At 32.6% G+C, this 24,648-nt stretch carries 26 protein-coding genes; 8 read left to right on the top strand and 18 right to left on the bottom strand.

The window, feature by feature from the left end:
* Window positions 1-11 precede the first annotated feature (11 nt).
* Both gap and lipA read right to left on the bottom strand, forming a co-directional pair.
* Entirely contained in the window at window positions 12-1,010 is a 999-nt protein-coding gene (gene gap / locus SD960_RS03540; protein ID WP_318800987.1) for a type I glyceraldehyde-3-phosphate dehydrogenase, read from the bottom strand.
* 90 nt (window positions 1,011-1,100) lie between these two features.
* Window positions 1,101-1,967, bottom strand: a complete 867-nt coding sequence (gene lipA / locus SD960_RS03535) for a lipoyl synthase (RefSeq protein ID WP_318800986.1) — start codon at window positions 1,965-1,967, stop codon at window positions 1,101-1,103.
* 333 nt (window positions 1,968-2,300) lie between these two features.
* Here lipA and SD960_RS03530 point away from each other — a divergent pair, with 333 nt between their 5' ends.
* Window positions 2,301-3,170: a M48 family metalloprotease gene (locus tag SD960_RS03530; RefSeq protein WP_318800985.1), complete on the top strand. Its 870-nt coding sequence runs from the start codon at window positions 2,301-2,303 to the stop codon at window positions 3,168-3,170.
* Window positions 3,171-3,234: 64 nt separating this feature from the next.
* Here the strand turns inward: SD960_RS03530 and SD960_RS03525 are convergent, their stop codons facing one another.
* The 8 genes from SD960_RS03525 to murB form a co-directional block, all read right to left on the bottom strand.
* Entirely contained in the window at window positions 3,235-3,615 is a 381-nt protein-coding gene (locus SD960_RS03525) for a PH domain-containing protein (RefSeq protein WP_042566006.1), read from the bottom strand.
* 233 nt (window positions 3,616-3,848) lie between these two features.
* Window positions 3,849-4,676 carry an energy transducer TonB gene (locus SD960_RS03520; RefSeq protein ID WP_318800984.1) on the bottom strand — a complete coding sequence of 276 codons (828 nt, stop codon included), beginning with the start codon at window positions 4,674-4,676 and terminating at the stop codon, window positions 3,849-3,851.
* A 157-nt stretch (window positions 4,677-4,833) separates the two neighbouring features.
* Window positions 4,834-5,385 (bottom strand): RNA polymerase sigma factor, encoded by a 552-nt coding sequence (locus SD960_RS03515; protein ID WP_042566009.1) that lies wholly within the window; start codon window positions 5,383-5,385, stop codon window positions 4,834-4,836.
* Complete coding sequence (locus SD960_RS03510; protein ID WP_318800983.1) at window positions 5,376-6,482, bottom strand: glycosyltransferase; 1,107 nt, start codon at window positions 6,480-6,482, stop codon at window positions 5,376-5,378. The genes SD960_RS03515 and SD960_RS03510 overlap by 10 nt, the downstream gene beginning before the upstream one ends.
* 83 nt (window positions 6,483-6,565) lie before the next feature.
* Window positions 6,566-7,180, bottom strand: coding sequence for an FMN-binding negative transcriptional regulator (locus SD960_RS03505; protein ID WP_318800982.1), 615 nt, complete (start codon window positions 7,178-7,180; stop codon window positions 6,566-6,568).
* A gap of 11 nt (window positions 7,181-7,191) precedes the next feature.
* Window positions 7,192-7,647: a GNAT family N-acetyltransferase gene (locus SD960_RS03500; protein ID WP_318800981.1), complete on the bottom strand. Its 456-nt coding sequence runs from the start codon at window positions 7,645-7,647 to the stop codon at window positions 7,192-7,194.
* A gap of 4 nt (window positions 7,648-7,651) precedes the next feature.
* A complete protein-coding gene (locus tag SD960_RS03495) occupies window positions 7,652-8,155 on the bottom strand; it encodes a hypothetical protein (RefSeq protein WP_318800980.1) in 504 nt (167 codons plus the stop codon).
* A gap of 26 nt (window positions 8,156-8,181) precedes the next feature.
* Window positions 8,182-9,195, bottom strand: a complete 1,014-nt coding sequence (gene murB / locus SD960_RS03490; RefSeq protein ID WP_318800979.1) for a UDP-N-acetylmuramate dehydrogenase — start codon at window positions 9,193-9,195, stop codon at window positions 8,182-8,184.
* Between the two features lie 163 nt (window positions 9,196-9,358).
* Between murB and SD960_RS03485 the strand changes: the two genes are divergently transcribed.
* Window positions 9,359-10,078: a hypothetical protein gene (locus SD960_RS03485; protein ID WP_318800978.1), complete on the top strand. Its 720-nt coding sequence runs from the start codon at window positions 9,359-9,361 to the stop codon at window positions 10,076-10,078.
* 93 nt (window positions 10,079-10,171) lie between these two features.
* Here SD960_RS03485 and SD960_RS03480 read toward each other — a convergent pair whose 3' ends face one another.
* The 3 genes from SD960_RS03480 to recF all read right to left on the bottom strand — a co-directional run bounded on the left by SD960_RS03480 (window position 10,172) and on the right by recF (window position 13,324).
* Window positions 10,172-11,233, bottom strand: a complete 1,062-nt coding sequence (locus SD960_RS03480) for a glycosyltransferase (protein WP_318800977.1) — start codon at window positions 11,231-11,233, stop codon at window positions 10,172-10,174.
* A gap of 121 nt (window positions 11,234-11,354) precedes the next feature.
* On the bottom strand, window positions 11,355-12,032 hold the full coding sequence (locus SD960_RS03475) for a DUF2461 domain-containing protein (RefSeq protein WP_318800976.1): 678 nt from the start codon (window positions 12,030-12,032) through the stop codon (window positions 11,355-11,357).
* Window positions 12,033-12,244: 212 nt separating this feature from the next.
* Window positions 12,245-13,324 carry a DNA replication/repair protein RecF gene (recF, locus tag SD960_RS03470; protein WP_318800975.1) on the bottom strand — a complete coding sequence of 360 codons (1,080 nt, stop codon included), beginning with the start codon at window positions 13,322-13,324 and terminating at the stop codon, window positions 12,245-12,247.
* Window positions 13,325-13,722: 398 nt separating this feature from the next.
* On the opposite strand from recF, the gene SD960_RS03465 reads away from it, so the two are divergent.
* From SD960_RS03465 to SD960_RS03440, 6 genes are all read left to right on the top strand, one after another.
* Complete coding sequence (locus SD960_RS03465) at window positions 13,723-14,502, top strand: tetratricopeptide repeat protein (protein WP_318800974.1); 780 nt, start codon at window positions 13,723-13,725, stop codon at window positions 14,500-14,502.
* An 81-nt stretch (window positions 14,503-14,583) separates the two neighbouring features.
* Window positions 14,584-15,156, top strand: a complete 573-nt coding sequence (gene ribH, locus SD960_RS03460) for a 6,7-dimethyl-8-ribityllumazine synthase (RefSeq protein WP_042566020.1) — start codon at window positions 14,584-14,586, stop codon at window positions 15,154-15,156.
* 219 nt (window positions 15,157-15,375) lie between these two features.
* Window positions 15,376-17,301 carry a DNA mismatch repair endonuclease MutL gene (gene mutL, locus SD960_RS03455; protein ID WP_318800973.1) on the top strand — a complete coding sequence of 642 codons (1,926 nt, stop codon included), beginning with the start codon at window positions 15,376-15,378 and terminating at the stop codon, window positions 17,299-17,301.
* Entirely contained in the window at window positions 17,298-18,047 is a 750-nt protein-coding gene (locus SD960_RS03450) for a rhomboid family intramembrane serine protease (protein ID WP_318800972.1), read from the top strand. The genes mutL and SD960_RS03450 overlap by 4 nt, the downstream gene beginning before the upstream one ends.
* Before the next feature lie 49 nt (window positions 18,048-18,096).
* Complete coding sequence (locus SD960_RS03445) at window positions 18,097-18,957, top strand: rhomboid family intramembrane serine protease (protein ID WP_318800971.1); 861 nt, start codon at window positions 18,097-18,099, stop codon at window positions 18,955-18,957.
* Between the two features lie 49 nt (window positions 18,958-19,006).
* Window positions 19,007-20,023, top strand: a complete 1,017-nt coding sequence (locus tag SD960_RS03440) for an endonuclease/exonuclease/phosphatase family protein (protein WP_318801282.1) — start codon at window positions 19,007-19,009, stop codon at window positions 20,021-20,023.
* Between the two features lie 87 nt (window positions 20,024-20,110).
* On the opposite strand, the gene SD960_RS03435 is transcribed toward SD960_RS03440, so the two are convergent.
* The 5 genes from SD960_RS03435 to SD960_RS03415 all read right to left on the bottom strand — a co-directional run bounded on the left by SD960_RS03435 (window position 20,111) and on the right by SD960_RS03415 (window position 24,643).
* Window positions 20,111-20,731: a WbqC family protein gene (locus tag SD960_RS03435; protein ID WP_318800970.1), complete on the bottom strand. Its 621-nt coding sequence runs from the start codon at window positions 20,729-20,731 to the stop codon at window positions 20,111-20,113.
* A gap of 89 nt (window positions 20,732-20,820) precedes the next feature.
* Window positions 20,821-22,374: a signal peptidase I gene (lepB, locus tag SD960_RS03430; RefSeq protein ID WP_318800969.1), complete on the bottom strand. Its 1,554-nt coding sequence runs from the start codon at window positions 22,372-22,374 to the stop codon at window positions 20,821-20,823.
* Window positions 22,375-22,432: 58 nt separating this feature from the next.
* Window positions 22,433-23,134 (bottom strand): 4-hydroxy-tetrahydrodipicolinate reductase, encoded by a 702-nt coding sequence (dapB, locus tag SD960_RS03425; protein ID WP_318800968.1) that lies wholly within the window; start codon window positions 23,132-23,134, stop codon window positions 22,433-22,435.
* Window positions 23,135-23,174: 40 nt separating this feature from the next.
* Window positions 23,175-23,735: a DUF5683 domain-containing protein gene (locus tag SD960_RS03420; protein WP_302093419.1), complete on the bottom strand. Its 561-nt coding sequence runs from the start codon at window positions 23,733-23,735 to the stop codon at window positions 23,175-23,177.
* Window positions 23,735-24,643 carry a ParB/RepB/Spo0J family partition protein gene (locus tag SD960_RS03415; protein WP_042566028.1) on the bottom strand — a complete coding sequence of 303 codons (909 nt, stop codon included), beginning with the start codon at window positions 24,641-24,643 and terminating at the stop codon, window positions 23,735-23,737. The genes SD960_RS03420 and SD960_RS03415 overlap by 1 nt, the downstream gene beginning before the upstream one ends.
* Window positions 24,644-24,648: the final 5 nt, after the last annotated feature.

The raw sequence follows: 24,648 nt of genomic DNA, 5'->3' as shown, positions 1-24,648 counted from the left end.
TTACAATGAATTTATGTTTTTCTCATCAGTAAAATCAAATCAATTAATCGGGATGAATAGCCAATTTCATTATCGTACCAACCCACAACTTTTACCATCTTATCAATTACAGACGTAAGTTGCGCGTCGAATAAACACGAATTTGTATTGCCAATTATATCAACCGAAACGATCGGATCTTCTGTGTAATCTAATATTCCTTTTAAATTTGTATTTGAGGCTTTTTCGAATGCTTTGTTAATCTCTTCAATAGTTACGGCGCGCTTTACATTAAATGTTATATCGGTTAATGAACCATCTGGAACCGGTACGCGAATTCCACAACCACCTATTTTCTCATGCAATTTAGGAAAAATTTTTGTTAATGCCTTAGCTGCACCTGTAGTTGTTGGAACAATTGACTGACTTGCGCCTCTGGCCCTGCGTAAATCCTTATGTGGCTGGTCATGAAGGCTTTGGTCTGTTGTGTAAGAATGTATCGTTGTTATATATGCTTGCTCGATTCCGCATAATTCATCGATGATTTTTATCATCGGAGCAGCATTGTTTGTCGTACAGCTTGCATTCGAAACTATAAGTTCACTTCCGTCTAAAATATGGTCATTTACTCCTAAAACTACTGTTTTTATAGTGTCAACTTCTGATGGAGCCGAAAGAATTACTCTTTTTGCTCCTGCAATAATATGCGCATTTAATTCTTCGTGCGTTTTATATTTTCCTGTTGATTCTACTACGAAATCAATGTTATAACTTCTCCAGTCTAAATTTGAAATGCTTTTTTCATGAAAAAATAAAAAATGTTTTCCGTCAACAATTATGCTTTCTTCATCGTGACTCACCTTGCAGGGCAATACACCGTGAATACTGTCGTATTTTATTAAATGCGACATAGTTTTATTATCAGCAATGTCATTGATCGCAACAACTTCAATTTCAGGGTGGTTTAAAAGAAGACGAAATAAATTTCTGCCAATTCTTCCAAAACCGTTAATAGCAATTCTAGTTTTCAAGATTTACGTTTATTTGTTTAATCGTTTAATTGTTTATTCGTTTTAATGTCTTGACATTAAACGAATAAACAATTAAACAAATAACCTTTTTTATAAAATATGTTTTTGTGCTTTATATGAAGAACGAACTAATGGTCCGCTTTCGACATGACGGAAACCTAATTCTAAACCAAATTTTTCATATTTAGCAAATTGTTCCGGGGTAATAAATTCTTTTACAGGTAAATGTTTTTTACTTGGCTGCAGGTATTGGCCAATAGTAACAACGTCTACATTTGCATTTCGTAAATCGGTCATGGTTTGAAAAACTTCTTCTTCAGTTTCTCCAAGACCCAGCATAATACCAGATTTGGTTCTGTTGATTCCTTTTTCTTTTAAGTAACGCAAAACTTCAAGGCTGCGATCGTATTTGGCCTGAATACGTACTTCGCGTGTTAAACGACGAACGGTTTCAACATTATGCGAAACCACTTCAGGATTTGCTTCTACGATTCTGTCAATGTTTCTTTCAATTCCTTGAAAATCCGGAATTAAAGTCTCCAGAGTAGTATTTGGGTTCATTCTGCGAATAGCTTTCACAGTTTCTATCCATATAATAGATCCGCCATCTTTTAAATCATCTCTGTCAACACTTGTTATTACGGCATGTTTAATGTTCATGATTTTTATAGAACGGGCTACTTTTTCAGGTTCGTCCCAATCTACCGTTTCAGGTCTGCCGGTTTTTACACCGCAAAAACCGCAAGAACGTGTACAAACGTTACCTAAAATCATAAAAGTTGCTGTACCTTCTCCCCAGCATTCTCCCATATTGGGGCAGCTTCCGGATGTACAAATAGTATTTAAGCTGTATTTGTCGACTAAACCACGTAGTTCAGTATATTTTTGTCCAATTGGAAGTTTTACCTTCAACCATTTAGGTTTTACAGTTGGTATATTCTCAATGACTGTTTCCATATATCAAAATTCAAAAGACAAAGATAAGCAATGTAGTTTATTTGGAGATTCGTTTATAGTTTAATTTGGGATTGTATTTTTGGAGATTTTAAGAAAGTCAGTTTGCTAATTGAGTGGTTAATATGTTAAAATATTGCGTTTAAAAAACAAGAAAGTTATCTAATGTTCTGATTTTTTATTCATTTGCGGTTATAAAATGAATAATTATGATATTAAGTTGACTTTTAGTCATTTAAAAATTATACCTTTATTTGTTAAAAAATATGCTTGCAAAGGATAAAATGATATTTTCTTAATAGTACATTTGTTGTTAAATTGTAATAATTAAAAAACATGAAAAAGAAATTAATTGTAATGGGAGTTTTTGCTGCTTTCGGATTTACTAAAATGAATGCACAGATTAATTTTGGAGAAAAAGCAATAGGTGCTGTTCAAAAAGGTGTTACGGGTTTTACCTTTAGTAATGCCGATGCTGCAGCATTGTCTAAAGCCGCAGTAGATAAAATGGATGCAGAACATGAAATTGCTCCTGCAACAGATGGATACGCTATAAGACTTAACAGAGTTTTTGGAAAACATACAACGGGCGAAGGCTATACTTTAAACTATAAAGTCTATAAATTAAAAGAAGTAAATGCTTTTGCTACCGCAGATGGAAGCGTTCGTGTATATTCTGGATTAATGGATATTATGGATGATAACGAATTATTGGCGGTTATTGGTCACGAAATTGGTCACGTTGCTAATAATGATTCGAGAGATGCAATTAAGGCGGCTTATAAAAAGGAGGCTTTAATGGATGCTGCAGCTTCTCAGTCAACTACAGTTGCAAGCGTTACAGACAGTCAGTTAGGAAAAATAGGAAGTTCTATTATCGATAGTAAATTTAGCCGTAAGCAAGAAGCAGATGCTGATTTATTCTCGTATAATTTCCTGAAAAAGAATGGCTACAATGTAAATGCCGAAGAATCTGCTTTTAGAATTCTGGCTAAAATGAGTGAAGGAACAGAAGCTTCATTTATTGATCAGATGATGAGTTCACATCCGGATTCTAAACAAAGAGCTGACGACGCTAAGAAAAGAGCTGAGAAAGATGGTGTGTATAAAGCGTATGTACAGCAAAAAATTGTAAATACAGTTCCTGCTAAAGCTACAACGACTAAAAAAACTACAACAAAGAAAACTACAACTAAAAAGAAATAATAGTTTTGAGTGTAAAAATAGACCCGACAAGTTTTTAAAATTTGTCGGGTTTTTATTTTTAAGATTATCCCAAAACATGATGTGCTAAAACTTTTTGTACCTCATACACATTTACAGATTTAGTAAATTGTTTTACTATACTAGGCTGCAATTCGCTTGAAACCCATATTTTTAATTCGGCATCAAGATCAAAAGTTCCTGCGGTTTCAATACTAAAACGAGTAATGCTTTTATAAGCGATTGATTTGTATTCTGTTTTACTTCCTGTAATTCCTTGTACATCAACTAAGATTAATCTTTTATTTGTAAAGATAAAAGTGTCACGAATTAATTTAAAACCCATTTCTACTTCTTCGTTATCAGTTAAAAGCTGACCGTATTTTTTAATTAAATCTTCCTGACTAACCGCGCCGGCGTTTCCAAGAAGTGCTGAAAATATTCCCATTTTGATTGATTTTTTATTTTAATGAATTGTTTTGTTGTTGTACTGTAAAAGTAATTAAAATAAAAAAAGATGTCGTTTTTTTACTATTAAGAGATTAAGAAAAATTAAACAATATGCCTTTTTAATTGCCGAGAATTATTTTTTTGAAGAATTCGAACTTAATTTTCTTAATCTCTTAATGGTTGGCTTAATTCCATAAAAAAAGCAGAACCTAAGTTCTGCTTTTTGCTTTTTTATTCAGCTTCCGATTTTATTGTAATTGGAAGATTATATGCAGTTCGGACCGCTTTACCGTTTAATATTCCCGGACTCCATTTTGTTTTTAATGATTTTAATACTCGAATAGCTTCTTTGCCAACTCCATAACCAGGATCATTTCTTACCATGATATCAGTTATTGAGCCGTCTTTTTCGATTACAAAAGAAACATAAACTTTTAAAGTTCTTTCAGCATCTAATTCTGGTCTTGTAAAATTGTTTCCCACATAAGTGTAAAACTTAGCCATTCCTCCTGGGAATTCCGGCATTTTGTCTAAAACAGCAGTGTTTACAATTGAATTTCCTGTATCTGCAGGTTCAACACCTTCTCCGCCACCGTTGCCAGTTGATGGTATTGTATTAACAGAAGTTCCTGTTCCCGCAGAAGAATTATCTACTGCAGAAGCGTTCTGTGTGTTAGGTGCAATAACATCTGGAGTCGCCTGAGCTGTAGCTACTACAACAGGATTTGTCAATTGTACATCAGGCGATGCTGTTGCAGTTTGCTGAACAGTGGTAACTGGAGCAGGGGGCTCTGGTTTTACGTCAATCGGACTAAGATTTACTGGTGTTAGCGGGAGTGGGCAAATAATAATTTCTGGTCCTGCAACAGGCGCCGTTCTAAATTTACTAATCAGCATCGATACGCTTCCTAATCCTGCTATTAATAGCAGTGCCATAAAAAGTGCTGTAATAGTTGTTTTTGGATTCTCCTGGCGCAATTGATACGCTCCGTACTCTTTGTTTTTGTTTTCGAAAACAAGATTGGTCCACTTGGATTCGTAGATACTGGATTTAGACATAGTTAATTGGATTTTAAGGTTAAGTAAACATCAAATCATAAGCCAACTGGAATTAGTGTGTAACTAAGGACGGAAAATTAAAGAACTTGTTTGTTAAATTGATAATGTTTTACGAATAAATAAGAAGATTTTTTATTCTTTATCTAAAGATAATAAATTATCTATTACGTTCGATGATTTCTGCTAATAATTTTTTAGCTCGAAGTAGTTTTACTTTTACATTGCTTAAAGGCTCATTAATTTTGAGCGCAATTTCCTGATATGTCATTTCCTGAAAGTAACGCAATTGAATTACTTCCTGATAATGTGGTTTCAGTTCTTTAATACATTGTAGTAAACGGGATAGATTTTGCTCTTTTATCAGAGCATCTTCTGCAGATGGAGTGGTGTCTGCAATGTTGTAGGCTTGTTGATCTTCAGCATCTGTAATTTCAACAAAAAGACTGGTTTTCTTTTTTCGCAGTAAATCAATATAGACATTTTTTGCGATGGCAATTAACCAGGTGTTAAACTGAAATTCAGAATTGTAGGATCCAATTTTATCAAAAGCTTTGGAGAAAGTTTCGATTGTAATGTCTTCTGCGGTAGTTTCGTTTTCGGTACGTTTTAGCATAAAACTGTACACTTCATTCCAATAAAAATCTAATAAAAAAGTAAAGGCGATCTGGTCGCCTTTTTTTGCTTTTTCTATTTTAGAATTTATTTCCAATGTACAGGTTTTGAAAAGATATTAGTTATAAAGATATTAATTTGTGTGAATATAAGCATGATTTCAACAACAGGAAACCAAATTTTAAGATCCTTTTCTTTAAATTTTCCTGCAGAAAAGCCCATTACAATCCACGCAATTGTATAACGGGTTGCCAATAATGCCAACACAGCAATCCATTGAAACTGGAAAGCCAGCAATAATATAACTAATAAAAAGAAAAATAATTGTGAGCTGTAAAAAAGGCCTAATTGCATTTTATCAAAAAACTTATAATAATTTGCTGTAGAGACATGTCTTCTTTTTTGAATAAACCAAGCCTTATAAGACTCTTTCGGTTTAGAATATGTAAAACTTTCCGGGCTATACGCAATTGCAGTGTTTGCTTTTGTTGCAGCCTGGTTTACAAATAAATCATCATCACCTGATCGAACCTGAATGTGCTCGATAAAACCATTTACATTAAAAAATTCTTCTTTTTTATAAGCCAAATTTCTTCCAACTCCCATATAGGGTAAACCGGATTTTGCCCATGAAAAATATTGTACTGCTGTTAGAACTGTTTCAAAACGAATTACTTTATTTAATAAAGAACGCTCCTTTTTTTCATAACCGCCATATCCTAAAATAATGGTTTTTTCTGTTGTAAATTGCGAAGCCATTGCAGTAATCCAATTTTTTGAAGTTGGATAACAATCAGCATCTGTAAATAATAAATATTCTTTTTTTGATGCTTTAATTCCTAATGTTAAAGCGTATTTTTTATTGCCCCAAAAGGCTTCGTTGTTTTGTACTTTAACCAAACGAATGTTTGAATATTGTTTTTCAAACTCTTCAAAAACTTCCAGCGTTTCGTCACTTGATGCATCGTCAATTAAAACAACTTCAAAATCAGGATAATCTTGTTCTGCTAATAACGGAATGTAGTTTTTAACGTTATCTTCTTCATTTTTTGCGCAGACAATTACTGAAACAGGAATGTTTTTTGGCGTAATGGTTTGTGGTTTGGCAAAAGCAAATTTGCCAAAAATTCCTAGATAATAAAAAAGTTGTACAACAACTACAGCAATAAAAAAGTAAAATATATATATAAGCATCTGGTTTTAATGTCTTTTGATTTCTGATTCTTGCGAGTGCAAATGTACTTATGAATTCCTAATTTTCAATGGTTAAAACCAATTTACTTTCGGCATTTTGACATTTCTTTTGCAACAGCAATAGATTGAGGGTTTTCTGTTTTTTCTAACTCAGATATTATGTTTTTATAATTATGATCGTCACGGTTTTGTGATAGTTTTTTTGTAGCCTGAATTTCATAGATTTCAATTTCAAAGCTGAAAATACCGCGAGCTTCACGCATTGTTTTGGCAGATAAATCTTCAACGCGAACAGGATTTTCTGAATGAGCTTCGTATTTATCTACTAATTTTTTTAATTGTTCAACTCCAGTTTCGTAGTCAACAATTTTAATTCGTCCGTAAACATGCACGGCTATATAATTCCATGTTGGAACATTTTCGTGATCGTACCAGGAAGAAGAAATATAACTGTGCGGTCCCGTAAATACAGCTAAAACCTGATCATTTTCGGCAAAACCTTCTGCCTGCGGATTTAGTTTTGAAATATGTCCTTCCAGAATTTCTTTTCCCTCAGCATTCACTTCAAGTTCTATCGGGATATGAGTGGCGCATAATTTTCCATTGGTTTGATTGATCAAAATTCCAAAACTGTTTTCTTTCAAAAAGGTTCTGATTGATTCCGGATCTTCGTTTTTGTATAAGTCTGGTGTATACATCTTTGTGAGTTTTATTTTAAAAATTTTCCGAAACAAATAGCTTCCGGTCGATCCTTATATTTTCCGTAATTTGGAATTACTTTATAATTTTGTTTTTCGTAAAACTGTGTAGCTTCAGTATTTTTTATTCTCGTTTCTAAAATCAATTCCTCATAACCACTTTTTGAGGCTATACCTTCTAAAAAAGCTAAAATTGTTTTACCAATTTTCTTTCGGGGATATTTAGAATACATCCTTTTTACTTCTCCAACAGTTTCAGAAATTGGCCTAATCGCTCCGCAACCCACAATTTCATTGTTTATTTCGGCTACAACAAAAACATATTTTGAATTATTTTGCTGCCATTCAGTAAAAGAATTCTTTCCATCGCTTCCAAAACGAAGATAAAGATTTGCAGACAATTCGTCTATAATTGCTGCAACTTTTTCATTTGGATTTGTGATTTTTATGGAAATGGTTTCTGTCATAAATTTAAATTATATCTTTTCTGGAATTAGATAAATTTGGTTTGACGCTTAACCATAAAATTGCGACACCAATTAAAGTGAAAATAATTCCTCCAACGATAAATTGGGTAGCAGGATCATCTGAAAATATTGATACGAAAGAGTCAAATAAACGGGATAATATTCCTTTTCTAAAAAATTTAAATCGCATAATAATGTACATTACTATTGCAACTAAAATTGTGTTTAGTGATGAAAATCTGTTTCTCCAATTAAGGAAAGAAGCTATGAAAATTCCAAGCAAAAAACCTAAAAATATCCAGATATAGATACTCGGCCAAAAACCCATAACATCTTCTTTTTTAGGGAATAATCTGCTCCAGCATTCTAATTTTTTATTTTGAAAATAATTTGTGGCACAAATAAACTTTTCAGCGACGGTAAAAAATCTTAATTGCAATATGCCGTGAATAAGTGAAATGATTCCAATTATTTGAAAGAAAATTACTTTGAAGTTAAGTTTTTTCATTTAGAAATTAACGGATAAAATCCAACTTAGATAACATTCACTTCGGCTTCAATATGAATACCGAAAGTTTCAAAAACAGTTTTTTGAACATCTTTTGAAACGGCTAAAATTTCCTGACCAGTTGCATTTCCATAATTAACTAGAACCAAAGCCTGATTTTTGTGCACACCGGCATCACCAAAACGTTTTCCTTTAAAACCAGCCTGTTCAATTAACCAGCCAGCCGGAACTTTTACTTCCGTTTCAGAAACTTCATAATATTTCATTTCTGGAAATTTCTGGTGAATTTTTTCAAAATCAGATTTCAATAAAATCGGATTTTTAAAAAAACTTCCACTGTTTCCGAGTTCTTTAGGATCAGGTAATTTAGTTTGTCTGATAGCAATTACAGCGTTACTTACATCTTTTAAAGTAGGAGTTGTGATATTGTTTTTAGCCAATTCAGCAGTAATATCTCCGTAAGAAGTATTGATTTTATGATTGCGTTTTGTTAGTTTATAAATTACCGATGTAATAATATATTGATCTTTAACCTCATTTTTAAAGATGCTTTCTCGATATCCAAAATTACATTCAGGATTAGTAAAGGTTTTCATTTCCTGAGTTTCAATATTCATTGCTTCGCACGAAACAAAAGTGTCTTTTATTTCAGTTCCGTATGCACCAATATTTTGAACAGGAGTTGTGCCTACATTTCCCGGAATCAATGACATGTTTTCTAAGCCACCAAAATTATTTTCAATGGTATAAAGTACGAAATCGTGCCATGTTTCGCCGGCCTGACTTTCAACCCAAACAAAATCATCATCTTCCTTGACGATCTTTTTGCCTTTTAAATCAATATGAATCACCAGCGAATCGATATCTTTCGTTAAAAGCATATTGCTTCCTCCGCCAAGAATAAACTTTTTTTCGTTTTTGTTTTCTTCTAAAATAGTTTTCAATTCAGTAACTGAATGAACGGCAACAAATTGTCTGGCTTTGGCTTCGATACCAAAAGTATTGTAATTTTTTAAAGAAAAATTGGATTGGATTTCCATAAATAAAAGGCTTTTAAATCTGGGTTAAAAGTAAGGATTATAATTTATTTGAGTTGGATTTTGAAGAAATATCCATTGAAAATGGAAAGAATTTGTTAATCTTTAGTTCTGTGATTTTTATATTTTCTTTTTGTAAGTTTGAAATAATTAATATAGTATAATTATGTCTAAATCAATTCTGAAGAATAAAGTTGTACTTCTTTTTGTTAATCTGTTTTTTTCAATGATTTCTTTTTCACAAACCAATATGGTAGGGAGATGGGAAGTTAGAGAACCGATTGGGGTAAGAGATATGGAAGAATATTCTTTGGTAAGACAAGAGAAACGTGTTTATGGTAATGCTTTAATATTAACTCAGGATGGTATGTTTTTTAATGAAGATATAGTTCCTTGTTTAAATGGAAGTTCAGTTCTTCCTTCTGGAACTTATACGTTAATTGATGATTATCATATACGATTTATTGTCGAGGATGTTCATCTGCAAGGGCTATATGCAGGTATGTTAGAAATTAAAACATCAGATATCATTAAAGATTTAGGAGTTTTTTATATTTATAAGGAAGAGAATTCTATTCGATTAATTAAAAGTAATGGTGTTTTACAAGATGATAAAGATAAAATGCTATATACTGAAATGCTTAAAACATTTGATAAAAATTGGAAGGGCTATGAGTATTCATGGATAAATACAAATGCAAATATTCCCGAAGAAGTTGTAAAAGATTATCTTAGTAACAAGCTGATTGGTTTGTCGGATTATAAAATTGTATACTCAAAAAAAGAAGCATATGGAGAACTGTTTCTTGTGCGAAAAGATGAAGATTTTCATTATGTTCTTTATAACGGAATTAAACAAAAAGTTTCTTTAGCATATCCGCGTTGATTGAGTAAAATGTTTTGTCGCAAAGAGCGCTAAGATTGACGTGAAGTTCGCAAAGCATAGCGTTCATAGCGTAAATCTTAGCGCTCTTTGCGGTTAAATAATGACGCGAGAATCCAGTAACTTATGATATTTGTCTGCAATGACCTTCATATTAATATCATAATTAGCATTTTCTTCTACAAATTTTCTATTCTCTAAAATCGCATTATTTCTTGATTGAACATTTTCAAAAGACCAAATCAATTCTTCTGCAAGCATTTCAATATTATCAATTTCGATTAATTGTCCGTTTTCACGATGTTTGATCCAGCTTTGATTTCCTGCAATATCAGAAACTACGGGATAACAATTACAAGCCATTGCTTCAAACAATGATGCAGAAACACCTTCGGTAATAGGCATGCTGATATAAATATTCGATTGTTGTAATAATTTAGGAAGATCAGTATTCGGAATTCTTCCCGTAAAAATCACTTTATTTTCGATTTCTAAATCTTTGGCTAAATCTTTCAGAAACTGTAAACGAGTTCCATCACCAACAATGGTCAGCGAAAAATCAATTCGTTTTTGGTGTAAAATAGCGAAAGCTTTCAAAATAGAATCGTGGCGATATTCTGGTTGCAGCGAACGCGTTACAATGGCTTCTATTTTATTTGAATTATTTACGGTGGGAGAAAAAAGAGTTAAGTCAATTCCCTTCGGGATAACCAAAACCTTACTCATATCAACACCAATTTCTTTCATGGAGATCGTCATAACCGGACCCCAGGCATGAATTAAATGTGCTTTTTTGAAAGCATATTTCTGAATGAATTTCTTCAATGGATGCAAAACAGAAGTTTCCGGCCATAAATCGGTTCGGCCTTGTTGTGCAATGGCAATAGTTTTAGATCCTGATAACGCAGCAAGAAAGCCATAACTTGTAGTTCGTTCGGCAATTACCATATCCGGTTTTTGTTGTCGAATGATTTTCCGAATCGAAATAGGAGAGAAGAAGTATTCTGCGATACGTTTGAATCGGTTGATTTTTGAATTGTTTGGAGTTTGAAGTTCCCAGGTTATAATTTCAAAATCGCCAAATTCTTTTAAACCTTTCATCCAGGTTATGGCATCGGCACGATAAGATTCTCCCAGAAAAAGTATTTTTCTTTTCATTCGGTAAGTTTGAGGTTTTTTTGCCACAAATTTCACAAATTTCCACCAATTAAAACTTTGTAAAAACTGAATAGAAAAATTCGTGCTAATTTGTGAAATTCGTGGCAACTTTTATTGGTATTTAAAATTCATCTGTTTCTAAAGCGCGATTGATGAATTCGTTTAAAGGTTTTAAAGCGATTAATTTTTGACTCATTTTGGCGACGAAATCTTTTTTGGTTACTTCGCTAATGTCATATTTTTGAGTTGCAGTAAAACTTTTCAATTTTAAAAACTCAATTGCAGGATGGTCTTTTTCGTAACCACGCGGCATACTTTTAAGTGAATTGTTTTCATTTATGTCTAAACTTCCAAATTCTTTTTTAAAGTTTTTATCGGCCAGAATAGCTTCAAGATCATCATGAAAAAAAGCAATCTCTTTGCGTACTTTTTTTAAATCTTCGGATTCTGGAGAATAAAATCCACCGGCAATAAAACTCGCACCTTTTTCAATATGCACATAATATCCCGAACGATTAGCTCCTTTTGCACCAGCCGACATCCAAACGCCTAAATGGGCTTTATAAGGAGATTTATCTTTTGAGAAACGAATATCACGATTGATTCTAAAAGTGCAATTTTTAACTTCCAGTAATTCTAACGAAGGATCCAAAGGTTTCATCGCGTCCAGAAAATCACTTACCAATTGATGATAATCTTTTTTGAAAACCTCGTATCGTTTCTTGTTATCCTGAAACCAGTCTCTATTATTATTCTTTTTTAAATCGTCTAAAAATTGCAATGATTCTTTCGTTAGCATATTCAGTATTTATTGCAGTTGTTTTTAAGTTTTATTAGGAGCTAAATTAATGATTTTTTTCGCCACGAATTTCACGAATTCACACGAATTTTTAAATTACTATTGTTAGAGCTTTGACAAAGTTTTAAACTTTGTCAAAGCTCTAATTTGTGATAATTTGTGTAATTGCTTCGCCAGTTCGCTGTCGCTCGGGTCGTGGCAAACAAAAAAAATTACAAATTAAATATCTTATAACTCTGATGTGTTGATTTTACGATAGCTTCGGTGCGTTCCGGATGTGTATCAGAAATAAAAAGCTGACCAAAAGTTTCACTATTTACCATTTCGACAATTTTAGAAACGCGGGTTTCGTCGAGTTTGTCAAAAATATCATCAAAAAGCAATAGTGGTTTTACACCGCTTTGTTTTTTCAGGAATTCAAATTGAGCCAGCTTCAAAGCAATCAAAAACGATTTTTGCTGACCTTGCGATCCGAATTTTTTTATAGGATGAGAATCAATTTCAAACGATAAATCATCTTTATGAATTCCGCTACTTGTATACTGTAAGGCGCGATCCTTATTAATGCTCTCTCGTAAAATAGTCAGTAAGTCTTTTTCAAACAAATGGCTTTCATAAACCAATTGCACCGTTTCTTCAGATCCTGTTATTGCCTGATGATGTGTATTAAATATAGGTATAAATTGTTCCAGAAAATCTTTTCTCTTTTCAAAAATAGATTTCCCAAAACCATCCAATTGCTCATTATATATAGATAAGGTGTCGTTGTCGAAAACATGATTGAGTGCAAAATACTTTAATAAAGCATTTCGCTGCGCAATTATTTTTTGATATTGAATAAGTTGATGCAGGTAAGTTGAATCTAATTGCGAAATTACGCTATCCATAAATTTACGGCGTGTTTCACTTCCTTCCACAATTAAATCGCGATCTGCCGGAGAAATAATGACTAATGGAACAAACCCAATATGATCAGAAAATTTATCATAAGCCTTACCATTTCTTTTCAGGATTTTCTTCTGTCCTTTTTTCAAACTGCAGACAATTTGTTCTGTTCTGCCATTTTTTTCCAGTTCGGCATCAATTACAAAAAACTCTTCACCGTGTTTGATGTTTTGCACAGCCAGCGGATTAAAATAGCTTTTTCCGTAAGCTAAATGATAAATAGCATCAAGCACATTAGTTTTACCAATTCCGTTTTTTCCAACAAAACAGTTGATCTTGATGTCAAAATCAAAACTTGCCTCGGAGAAATTTTTATAATTGAATAAAGAAATTTTGTTTAAGTGCATTTTTTAAAGGAATTCTAAGGTAGAATTTGATGTTTAATATGAGTATTTCTCCTTTTAATTATGTTTTTCTGCTACAGATTAAATTATTAAAAAGAATTTGTCTGGCAAATTTAATTCTTTAAAAGCTTAATCTGCGATAATCTTAAAAATCTATAACGAAATAATATTCTGAGGCAATAAAAACGCTATTTTGAAAAGTGAAAAAAGTATCATTCAAATCATTGAAAATTTCGTTTAAAATATTCATTTTTAATGTGTTATATTTTGTTATTCTGTGATTGATAAGAAAAAAACGGAGATTATCTAAATTTTTTTATATTAAATAGATATAAAATTGATTTTTTTTACTTCAGTTTCAATAAAAATTTTATTTTTGCCGTTCACTAAATTAATTTTAAATGGCTACTTACAATAAAAGAGGATATAAAGCACCAAAAGAAAAGGAAGTTAAAGAAGTAAATGAAGAAACACAGGTAATTATTGATGAAAAAGACAGTACAACAGCTGGTGTTTTTTCAAAATTAGATGAAACTGCTTCAAAAACTGAGGATTGGGTTGCTAAAAATCAAAAAATCATTATTGGTTTAGTTGCTGGAATTGCAGTTGCTACTATTGGATATTTGGCTTACCAAAAATTTATCGAAGCTCCTAAGCAAGATGAAGCTGCAAACGAAATGTTTGTTGCTCAACAAAATTTCCAAAAAGCGACTGACGGTGTGGCAAGCGATTCATTATATAAATTAGCTTTGAACGGTTCTGAAGGTAAATTCGGATTCGTTAAAATTGCTGACGAATATTCTGGAACAGATGCTGGTAACTTAGCGAACTATTATGCTGGTATGGCTTATTTAAATACTGGTAAATTTGACGAGGCAATTAAATATTTAGGTGATTTTAAATCTGAAGATTTAATTTTGAGTGCTTTGGCAAAAGGTGCAATTGGAGACGCTTACTCTCAGAAAAATCAACAAAAAGAAGCTCTTGACTATTATGTAAAAGCGGCTGAATCTAATAAAAACGATTTTACAACACCTCGTTTCTTATTAAAAGCAGGAAAAACTGCTATTGCTTTAGGTCAAAAAGAAGACGCTTTAAAATATTTAACAGATATTAAAGAAAACTACGATACAACTCCGGAAGCTGCTTCTGTTGATGCATTGATTGGATTAGCGCAATAATTTTATTGCAGATTTTAGATTTTAGATTTTAGATTTGTATTTTTACATTCTGAATAAAAAATTAAAATCTAAAATATACAGATGGCTACCGAAAATAAAAACTTATCAGAATACGATAAAAACACGATCCCAAATGCGAAAGACTTTCGATTTGGGATTGTTGTTTCTGAGTGGAATGAAAACATAACCGAAGGACTTTACAATGGCGCTTTTGATGCGTTAATTGACTGCGAAGTTCCCGCAACACAAATCATTCGTTGGAATGTGCCGGGAAGTTTTGAACTGATTTACGGCGCAAAAAAAATGTTGCAAACACAAAATGTCGATGCAGTAATTGTAATTGGATGCGTAATTCAGGGGCAAACCAAACATTTTGATTTTGTTTGCGAAGGTGTTACGCAAGGAATTAAAGATTTGAATGTTCAAACAGATATTCCCGTTATTTTTTGTGTATTAACAGATAATAATATCCAACAATCTATTGACAGAAGTGGAGGAATTCACGGAAACAAAGGAACCGAGGCTGCAATTGCAGCAATAAAAATGGCTTATATTCGTCAACAAGCTTCTATGTCGCATCCATTTAATCAGCCATTGCTAACTTCTGGTGCGATTCAAATAGAAGAAACTCCTAGAAAAATAGATAAAGAATAAAACACAATTGTTTTAAAAATATTAAAACCTATACTGTGTGAAAATAGTATAGGTTTTTTGTTTTTTTTATGACTGATGAAGCTCTAAAACCCAATAGAAATTCATTAAATTTGTAGACCTTGGATTTTAAAACCAGAAATAAATTAACAGTATCAATCTGAGATTTTTACAATACAATAAACTAAAATCAAAGCATAAACCTTAAACCCAAATTTTTTAATGTCGAGTATTATCCAATTACTTCCTGATCACGTTGCTAATCAAATTGCCGCTGGAGAAGTGGTTCAAAGACCCGCTTCGGTAGTCAAAGAATTGCTTGAAAATGCTGTTGATGCCAACGCAACCGATATTAAATTAATTATTAAAGATGCTGGTAAATCTTTGGTTCAGGTTATTGATAATGGTAAAGGTATGAGTGTCACAGATGCGCGTTTGTGTTTTGAACGTCATGCAACCTCAAAAATCCGTCAGGCCGAAGATTTATTTTCCTTATGTACAAAAGGTTTTCGTGGAGAGGCTTTGGCTTCTATCGCGGCAATTGCCCATATGGAAATGAAAACCAAGCAGGATCAGGACGAACTTGGTACGCATATTATTATCGAAGGAAGCAAATTTGTCTCTCAGGAAGTGGCAGTTTTACCAAAAGGAACTTCATTTGCAGTAAAAAATCTTTTTTTTAATATTCCTGCCCGCCGTAATTTCCTAAAGTCAGATACGGTTGAGTTTCGGCATGTTATGGATGAATTTCAGCGTGTAGCATTAGCGCATCCCAATATTCATTTTACTTTTTACCATAACGGCAGCGAAATGTATAATTTACCTGCCGCGGGTTATCGCCAGCGAATTGTTGGGATAATGTCTGGCAAAACCAATGAAAAACTGGTTCCTGTAAGTGAAGACACTGAAATTATAAACGTTCAGGGATTTGTTTGCAAACCTGAATTCGCTAAGAAAAACAGAGGAGAGCAATTCTTTTTTGTAAACGATCGTTTCATTAAAAGCGGTTATCTGCATCATGCAGTTATGGCAGCCTACGATGGACTTTTGAAAGATGGCTCGCAGCCAAGTTATTTCTTGTATTTACAAGTTCCGCCAAACACAATTGATATCAACATTCATCCAACAAAAACTGAAATTAAGTTTGATGATGAACAGGCTTTATACGCTATTTTAAGAGCGTCTATTAAACATAGTTTAGGTCAGTTTAATGTAGCGCCTGTTTTAGATTTTGATCGCGATTCAAATTTAGACACACCTTATCACTACAAAGATTTAGAAGCAGAAACACCTACAATTCAGGTCGATGGAACTTTTAATCCATTTACAGATGATAAAACAAATCAGCATTACTCCAAAGCAAGTTCTGGCTCGGGATCAGGTTATAGTTCAGGATCAGGCTATAGTTCGGGTTCCAATTCTTATTCGGGATATTCAAAAAGAGTTGAACCAACTGCAAGTTGGGAAAGCTTATATGTTGGTTTAGATACAGAAAATCTGGAAAGTATAGAAAGTTCACCTTTTAATTTTGAAAACGAAGAAGTGACGTCATCTTTATTCAATGATGATGAAGTAGAACAAGTGAGCCAGAAAACATATCAGATACATAAAAAATATATTGTTTCGCCAATAAAATCAGGAATGGTCATTGTTGATCAGCAACGTGCGCACCAGCGTATTTTGTACGAACAATTTTTGCTGAACATGACTGTAAATCAAGCTTCAAGTCAACAATTGTTATTTCCTTTAGATTTATTTTATTCTTCAGATGAAATGACATTAATTGAAGAATTGAAACCTTCTCTTGAAACAACAGGTTTTGTTTTTGAACAAGCACAAACAGACCATATTGTGATTTCCGGAATTCCGGTTAATATTACCGAAAGCGAAGTTTCTATGGTAATAGAACAATTATTAAGTGATTTGCAAGACGGAATCCCGGCAAGCAGTTACAGCCAAAATGATACAATTGCCAAATCGATGGCAAAAAGTTTAGCAGTTAAAACCGGATCTTATTTAACCGAAAAAGAACAGGATAATTTAGTAAACGGATTGTTTGCCTGTAAAGATCCAAATATTTCACCTTTTCAAAAACCAACTTTCATCACGATGCGTGTGGAAGATATAGATAAAAAGTTTGCCTTATGATGAACATAACTCCCGTAGTAAAACAATTATTGATTATTAATATCATATTTTTTATCGGTGCTCAATTGGTGCCGGTTTCTTATGAATATTTAGCACTTTTTTTTCCTGAAAATCCTGGTTTCAAAGTTTGGCAGCCAATTACACATATGTTTATGCATGGCGGGTTTGCTCATATTGCATTCAATATGTTTGCCTTGTATTCATTTGGTTCGACGCTGGAACATTTTTGGGGAGGGAAGAAATTTTTGTTTTTCTACATTTCATGCGGATTAGGTGCTGCTTTGGTAAATTTTGCTGTTAATTATTATTTTTATCAGGACAGTATAAATATCTTAATTGCAAACGGTTTTCCTAAAGCTGATATTCTGAGTTTGCTAAACGATGGCAAAATAGATACAAGATGGCAGCAAATATTGACAGTTTCTGAATTTAAACATTTTACTGAAGCTTATTTAGGAACGGTAGTTGGTGCTTCAGGAGCAATTTATGGCCTTTTAGTTGCCTTTACTTTTATGTTTCCTAACGCAGAATTAGGAATTATGTTTATCCCGATTCCGATAAAAGCTAAATATTTTGTTCCAATTTATATGCTTTTATTTGATGGCTTCTTTGGAATTTTTGGCAGCTCACTTATGGGAATAGAATCTGGAATAGCTCATTATGCACATATTGGCGGAGCTTTTTTTGGATTTATGATTATGTGGTACTGGAAAAAAAATCAGTTTAATAACAATCGTTGGAATTAATTTTTAACTTTAGATAATCAATTATCCCTAGGGACCAAAAGAAGCTTTTATGAATATTCTTGATGATTTAAAATTACAATATAAGTTGGGTGGGATTGCAATGCGCGTTATTTACTGGAACGTTGCTTGTTTCCTTATTTCTCTGGTTTTTTATAATTTTTCAATTGGTGAATTTGAATTTCCAAATTGGCTTGCATTCTCGTCAGATCCTCAGGTTTTTATGTTTAAGCCCTGGACATTTTTAACTTATGCTTTTTTTCATGACGGATTTTGGCATTTGTTGTTTAATATGATGGTGCTAAATTTTTCAAGTACTTTATTCCTCACCTATTTTACTCAAAAACAATATTTAGGCTTGTACATTTTAAGTGCAGTTTTTGCCGGAGTCATATTTGCATTAAGTTATTATTTTTTAAACTATTCAGCATCTATCGTTGGCGCTTCGGCTGCAATTATGGCAATTTTAGTAGCCACAACAACCTATCAGCCTTTAATGAATATTCGTTTGCTATTAATTGGAAATGTAAAATTATGGCATATTACGGCTGTAATTTTAATTCTGGATTTAATGCAATTTCGCCTTGGTAATATGGGTGGACATATTTCGCATTTGGCTGGCGCTGTTTTTGGCTTTATTTTTATTAAGTTGCTTCAAAATGGAACTGATTTGAGTATTGTGATTTCCAGAATATTAGATTTTTTTACAAATCTTTTCAGAAAATCACCATCAACCCCCTTCAAAAAAGTTCATAAAAATTACAATAAACCTACACAGAAACCAATATCAAAAATTGTTACGAAAGATAAAACGCAACAACAAATTGATGAAATATTGGATAAAATTAGCCAGTCCGGCTATGATTGTTTGACAAAAGAAGAGAAAGAATTTTTGTTTAAAGCAGGAAAATAATCCGTGTAACAAAGAAAAAATGAAAAACCTGTCGTGGTTTAATAAAATAATGTTCTTTTTGAATATAGTGCTAACTGTAATAACATTTAGTATCTACATTCTGCCATTTCTGGCGCCAAAAAGTTTTCCGCTTTTATCGGTGCTAACGCTCTTTATGCCGGCCTTTTTTGTTTTAAATGGATTGTTCTTTGTGTATTGGGGAATTCAGTTTAAAAAACGCCTTATATTGTCTGGTTTGGTTTTGTTGACAGGAATCACGTTTATCAGTAAATTTTATAAATTCTCTCCTAAAGAATATATTGAAGATGAAAAAGATTTCTCAGTAATGAGTTATAATGTTCGTCTTTTTAATGTGTTTAAATGGTTGGATCGTGATGATATTCCGTCTAATATAAAAGCTTTTATTGATGAGAAGGATCCTGATATTTTATGTATCCAGGAATATTCAAACTCAGCACATTTAGATTTAAAAGTGTATCCGCATCGTTATATTTTTATTGATGGAAATCAAATAAAAACAGGACAGGCGATTTTTTCAAAGTTTCCTATTATAAATGAAGGGAATATTATTTTTCCTAAATCAGATAACAATGTTATTTATGCTGATATAAAACGTGGTAAAGACATTATTCGTGTTTATAATATGCACTTGCAGTCAATAAAGATTTCGCCTGATGTTGATAAAATTTCAGATGATATTGATAATGTAAATCAGCGAAAATCGCAACAAATTTACACCAGAATCAGCAAAGGATTTAGGCAGCAACAAGAACAGGCTGAGATTTTTAAAGAAAATATCAAGCAATGTAAAAATCCTATTATAATTTGTGGAGACATGAATAATAGCCCGTTTTCATATGTATACCGAAGCATAAAAGGAAAATTGAAAGATACTTTTGAAGAAGCGGGAGAAGGTTTTGGAGCAACTTATAAATTCCGTTACTATCCTGCCAGAATCGATTACATTTTCTCAGACAGTAAAATGAAAGTAAAACAATTTGAAAGTTTTTCTGATTTTGAAAATTCAGATCACTATCCGATTATGACAAGACTTTCGATGGAATAATTTGGAAGAAATTCCAAAATTTTAAATTCCAAATTCCAAAAAAGCAAAATTTAAAATCTAAAATTCTATAAGAAGAATTAGTTTTTTCTATTTTATTTCTAACTTTTGATTTTTTAAATAATCCATTGCAAATTTACCTTCGTTAAAAAGCAAATCCAATACGCTTAGATTGTTTATAAAGCCATGTTTATCATCAAATACCTGAGGATATTTTTCGAATGAATTTGGGTCCTTTTTTCCATTTGCCAAATATCTGAAATCTGATATGTTTTCTACTTTATGAAAGTATTCAGTTGTTTTGCCAAATTCCAGTTTCATTCTCAAACACTTCGTCACAATATCAAACACTTCCATATTTAAATCCAGCAAAAGAGTATGTTTTTTCTCGAATATCGGACGAATATCATCTTCAAAAAATTCGAAAAAAGGAGAGCTTCTATATGCAGCTTCCAGAGATTTAAAGTGCTGTTTTTGCCAATCGAATTCATTCTCGATCAAAACATCTCTTGTTTTTTGATGCGCTTCTTTAGAATGCTTAACCGGAATATTTAATAACTGAATTCCGTTTGGACTATAGATGTACGTACGGTTTCTGTTGGTTTGTTTTTGAAAATTATCTTCCATCTCAAAAATAATATTTTCAGATTGAGCCATAACTGCAAAGTGGCTAATTGATGGAAAATAGGTAGGAAGTAATAAAGAGTTCATTGTTTTTTGTTTAAAAGTTTCAGGTTCCAAGTTTCAGGTTCGTATAAAACTTGAAACTTGGAACCTGAAACAAAAAATAACTATTTTATTTATGCTTTATTTTCTCTTCTTTTTCTCCAGAAATATTCTCCAATAAAATATACTGCAAGAAGAATAAGGAAATATTTGAAATAAGATTGTGGCTGTCCTTCACCGTCAACAGTTGTAAAAACTCTGCTCCAGCGAATTTTATTGATTCCTTTACCGTTAGTGTCCCAGCTTAACCAGATAAAAACCGGTTTTCCTACAATGTGATCTTCAGGAACGTAACCCCAATAACGACTATCTTCAGAGTTATGACGGTTGTCTCCCATCATCCAATAATAGTTTTGCTTGAAGGTATAACTATTGGTTTGTTTTCCATTAATTATAAAATGTGAACCATCTAATTCAAGAGTATTTCCTTCGTATTTGGTTATGATTTCTTTGTAAAATGGCAGTGTTTCGTTTGTCAGTGTAACTGTTTTTCCAGCTTCAGGAATATATATTGGACCAAAATTATCCTCGTTCCATTTATTAATATGCGGGAAAATTCTATCGTCATTTCCTTTTGCAATTTGTCTTATTACAGCAGTAATTCCGGGAGTATTTTTTAAGCGTTCTGCACTAGCTTCTGTTAAAGCTCTAAAATATAAAGTATCTCTTTTTTCACTTTTAAAACCAGCACCATCCGTAATGTCCATTTCTCGCATTAAAGTTTCGAAATCGATAGGAGTTTTTCCGTCCAAAGCTACAGAATAAGAATATTGAGGTTTTGCTCTTTCTGGTAAAACTAATTTTTTTCCGTTAATGAAAACAAATCCGTCTTTAATAGATAAACTATCGCCAGGAATACCAACACATCTTTTTACGTAATTCGATTTTTTATCGATTGGTTTAATAACTCCGGGTCTTCCTTTTGGCTCATAGAAATAATGCACTGTATCGACCGGCCAGTTAAAAACTACAATATCTGTTCGTTTTATTTTTTCAAAAGCTGGCAATCTGAAATAAGGTAATTGCGGCCAGCTTAAATATGATTTTCTTTTAATGAATGGTATTGTATCATGTACCATTGGCAATGCTACCGTTGTCATGGGTACTCTTGGGCCGTAATTTACCTTACTAACAAATAAGAAATCTCCAATTAATAATGATTTTTCTAATGAAGAAGTAGGTATGGTGTAAGGCTGAACCAAATAAGTGTGTACTAATGTTGCAACAATAATTGCAAAAAGCAATGAGCTTACGGTATCAGCAGCTTTATTTTCTGGAGTTAATTTACGATCTGGATTATATTCTAATTTTTGAGTATAATTTACATAATAGATGTAGAATCCAAATGTTACAATTCCTAAAATAGTATCTAAAGTCGATTTTTTTCCAAATGTTCTTAAAGTTTCAACCCAAACAACCGGAAACATAATCAGGTTAATAATCGGAATGAAAAGTAATATTGTCCACCAGGTTGGTCGGCCAATAATTTTCATTAAAACTATTGAGTTGTAAACAGGAATTGCTGCTTCCCAACTTTTTCTGCCCGCAGTCTGATACAATTTCCATGTTCCAATAAAGTGAATAATTTGTACAGCTAAGAAAAATACGAACCAAAGATATAGTGTCATAATATATTGTTTAAAGTTTCAAGTTTAAGGTTTCAATTTGCCTTAAGTTTAAATCTGTTTATTTTAAGTTTAAAACATCTTTCATACTATAAATTCCCTTTTTACCGGCTAACCATTCGGCAGCAATTACGGCTCCAAGTGCAAAACCTTCGCGGTTGTGGGCAGTATGTTTTAATTCGATGCTATCTACAATTGATTCATAAGTAACCGTGTGAGTTCCCGGAACGTCGCCAATTCTTTTTGCTTCAATATAAATTTCATTATTTTTTGCTTCATCCATAGTCCAATTTGCATAGTTACTATTTTCAATAACACCTTTTGCTAAAGAAATAGCAGTTCCGCTTGGAGCATCTAGTTTTTGTGTATGATGAATTTCTTCCATCGTAACTTTATACGAATCAAACTGAGACATTATTTTGGCTAAATATTCATTGATCTCAAAGAAGATATTTACTCCTAAACTAAAATTAGAGCTGGAAATAAAACCGGTTTGTTTTTCATTACAAAGTGCCACCATTTCATCAAAATGTTCCAACCATCCTGTAGTTCCTGAAACTACAGGAACATTAACGTTAAAAGCATTCGAAATATTGGCAACAGCGGCAGTAGGAACGCTAAAATCAATGGCAACATCTGCTGTTGAAAGTCCGTCGTATGTGTTGAATTCGTCTTTCTTTAAAACAATTTCATGACCTCTTTCTAAAGCAATTCTTTCGATTACTTTACCCATTTTTCCGTATCCTAAAAGTGCAATTTTCATTATGTATATTTTTTTTTAATTAAATAGAAATGAAATCTATTTAAAAGCGGTAATTAAAAGTTAGTCCAACATTTGGTTTAAATGTTACATCGTTGGGATAAATTTCAGGTTTCATTGATAATCTTTCGTTTACGTTAAACTGAATCAAAGCCGCATCAACATTGGCATCGATAATGTTTAAAACATAAAAACCCACTACAAATAAGGCTGATAAATCTCTGTTACGCTGATAGAATTTTTGACCGGCAATAAGTCTGCTGTCATCCAGAAATTGGTAATTATCATCATTATAACCTTCTAATCTTCGTTTATAAGCATTACGATAATCTTTATATTTTCTGTTGTTGTCTATATAAAAATACATACTGGTTCCAATTGCTCCGTACACTAACGGAATTTTCCAGTATTTTTTGTTGTATGCCTGACCTAAACCAGGTAAAATTGCCGAATAAAAGGCAGCTTTTGCTGGTGTTAGCGGGTCTATCTCCTGCATCTTAGTAGTGTCTTTAGCGACTAAAACCGTTTCTTCTTTTGCCTGGGCAAAAAGAGAGACGGTTCCTAAGAGAAAGAACAATAGACTTATGGGGACAATTTTATTCACTATCCGTTTATTAATTTTATTATTCGATTAAAGTCGGCTTCAGAATTGAAAGGAATTGTGATTTTTCCTTTTCCATTGCCTGCAACTTTTACATCAACTTTTGCACCAAAATAATCGTTGAAAGTGTTTTTTTGAGTTTCTTTAACAACAAATGAAGAAGCTGATTTTGGTTTTTCTTCACCTTCAGGTTTTGGTTTTAAACTTTCGTGATAATTTTTAACCAAAGTCTCTGTTTCACGAACAGATAAATTTTGACTTACGATTTTTTGATAAATATCAGTTTGAATGTCAAGGTCTTCGATATTGATAATAGCTCTACCATGACCCATACTAATAAAACCATCACGAATACCCGTTTGAATAATCGGGTCAAGTTTTAAAAGACGTAAATAATTGGCAATCGTAGAACGTTTTTTACCAACTCTTTCGCTCATTTGTTCTTGTGTTAATTGAATTTCGTCAATTAAACGCTGATATGAAAGTGCGATCTCGATTGGATCTAAGTCATGACGCTGAATATTTTCAACCAAAGCCATAACCAGAGATTCGTTGTCATTCGCAATACGAATGTAAGCCGGAACTGTAGTTAAGCCAACTAATGTAGAAGCACGCAAACGGCGTTCTCCAGAAATTAACTGGTATTTGTTGAAGTCTAATTTTCGAACAGTAATAGGTTGAATTACGCCAAGTTCTTTAATAGAAGTGGCTAATTCTCGTAATGATTCTTCATTAAAATTGCTTCTAGGCTGAAACGGATTTATTTCGATAGCACTTATTTCAAGCTCTATAATATTTCCAACAACCTTATCAGCATTTTTGTCTTCTACTGATGTAATGTCGTTTTCCGGATCTTTTAATAATGCTGATAATCCTCTTCCTAAGGCTTGTTTTTTAATTGCTTTTGTCATAAAAA

The organism is Flavobacterium sp. MMLR14_040, assembly GCF_033657265.1.
Taxonomy (GTDB): Bacteria; Bacteroidota; Bacteroidia; order Flavobacteriales; family Flavobacteriaceae; genus Flavobacterium.
Note: the sequence above shows the minus strand (reverse complement) of the source record. Positions and strands in the feature narration are given on the sequence as shown.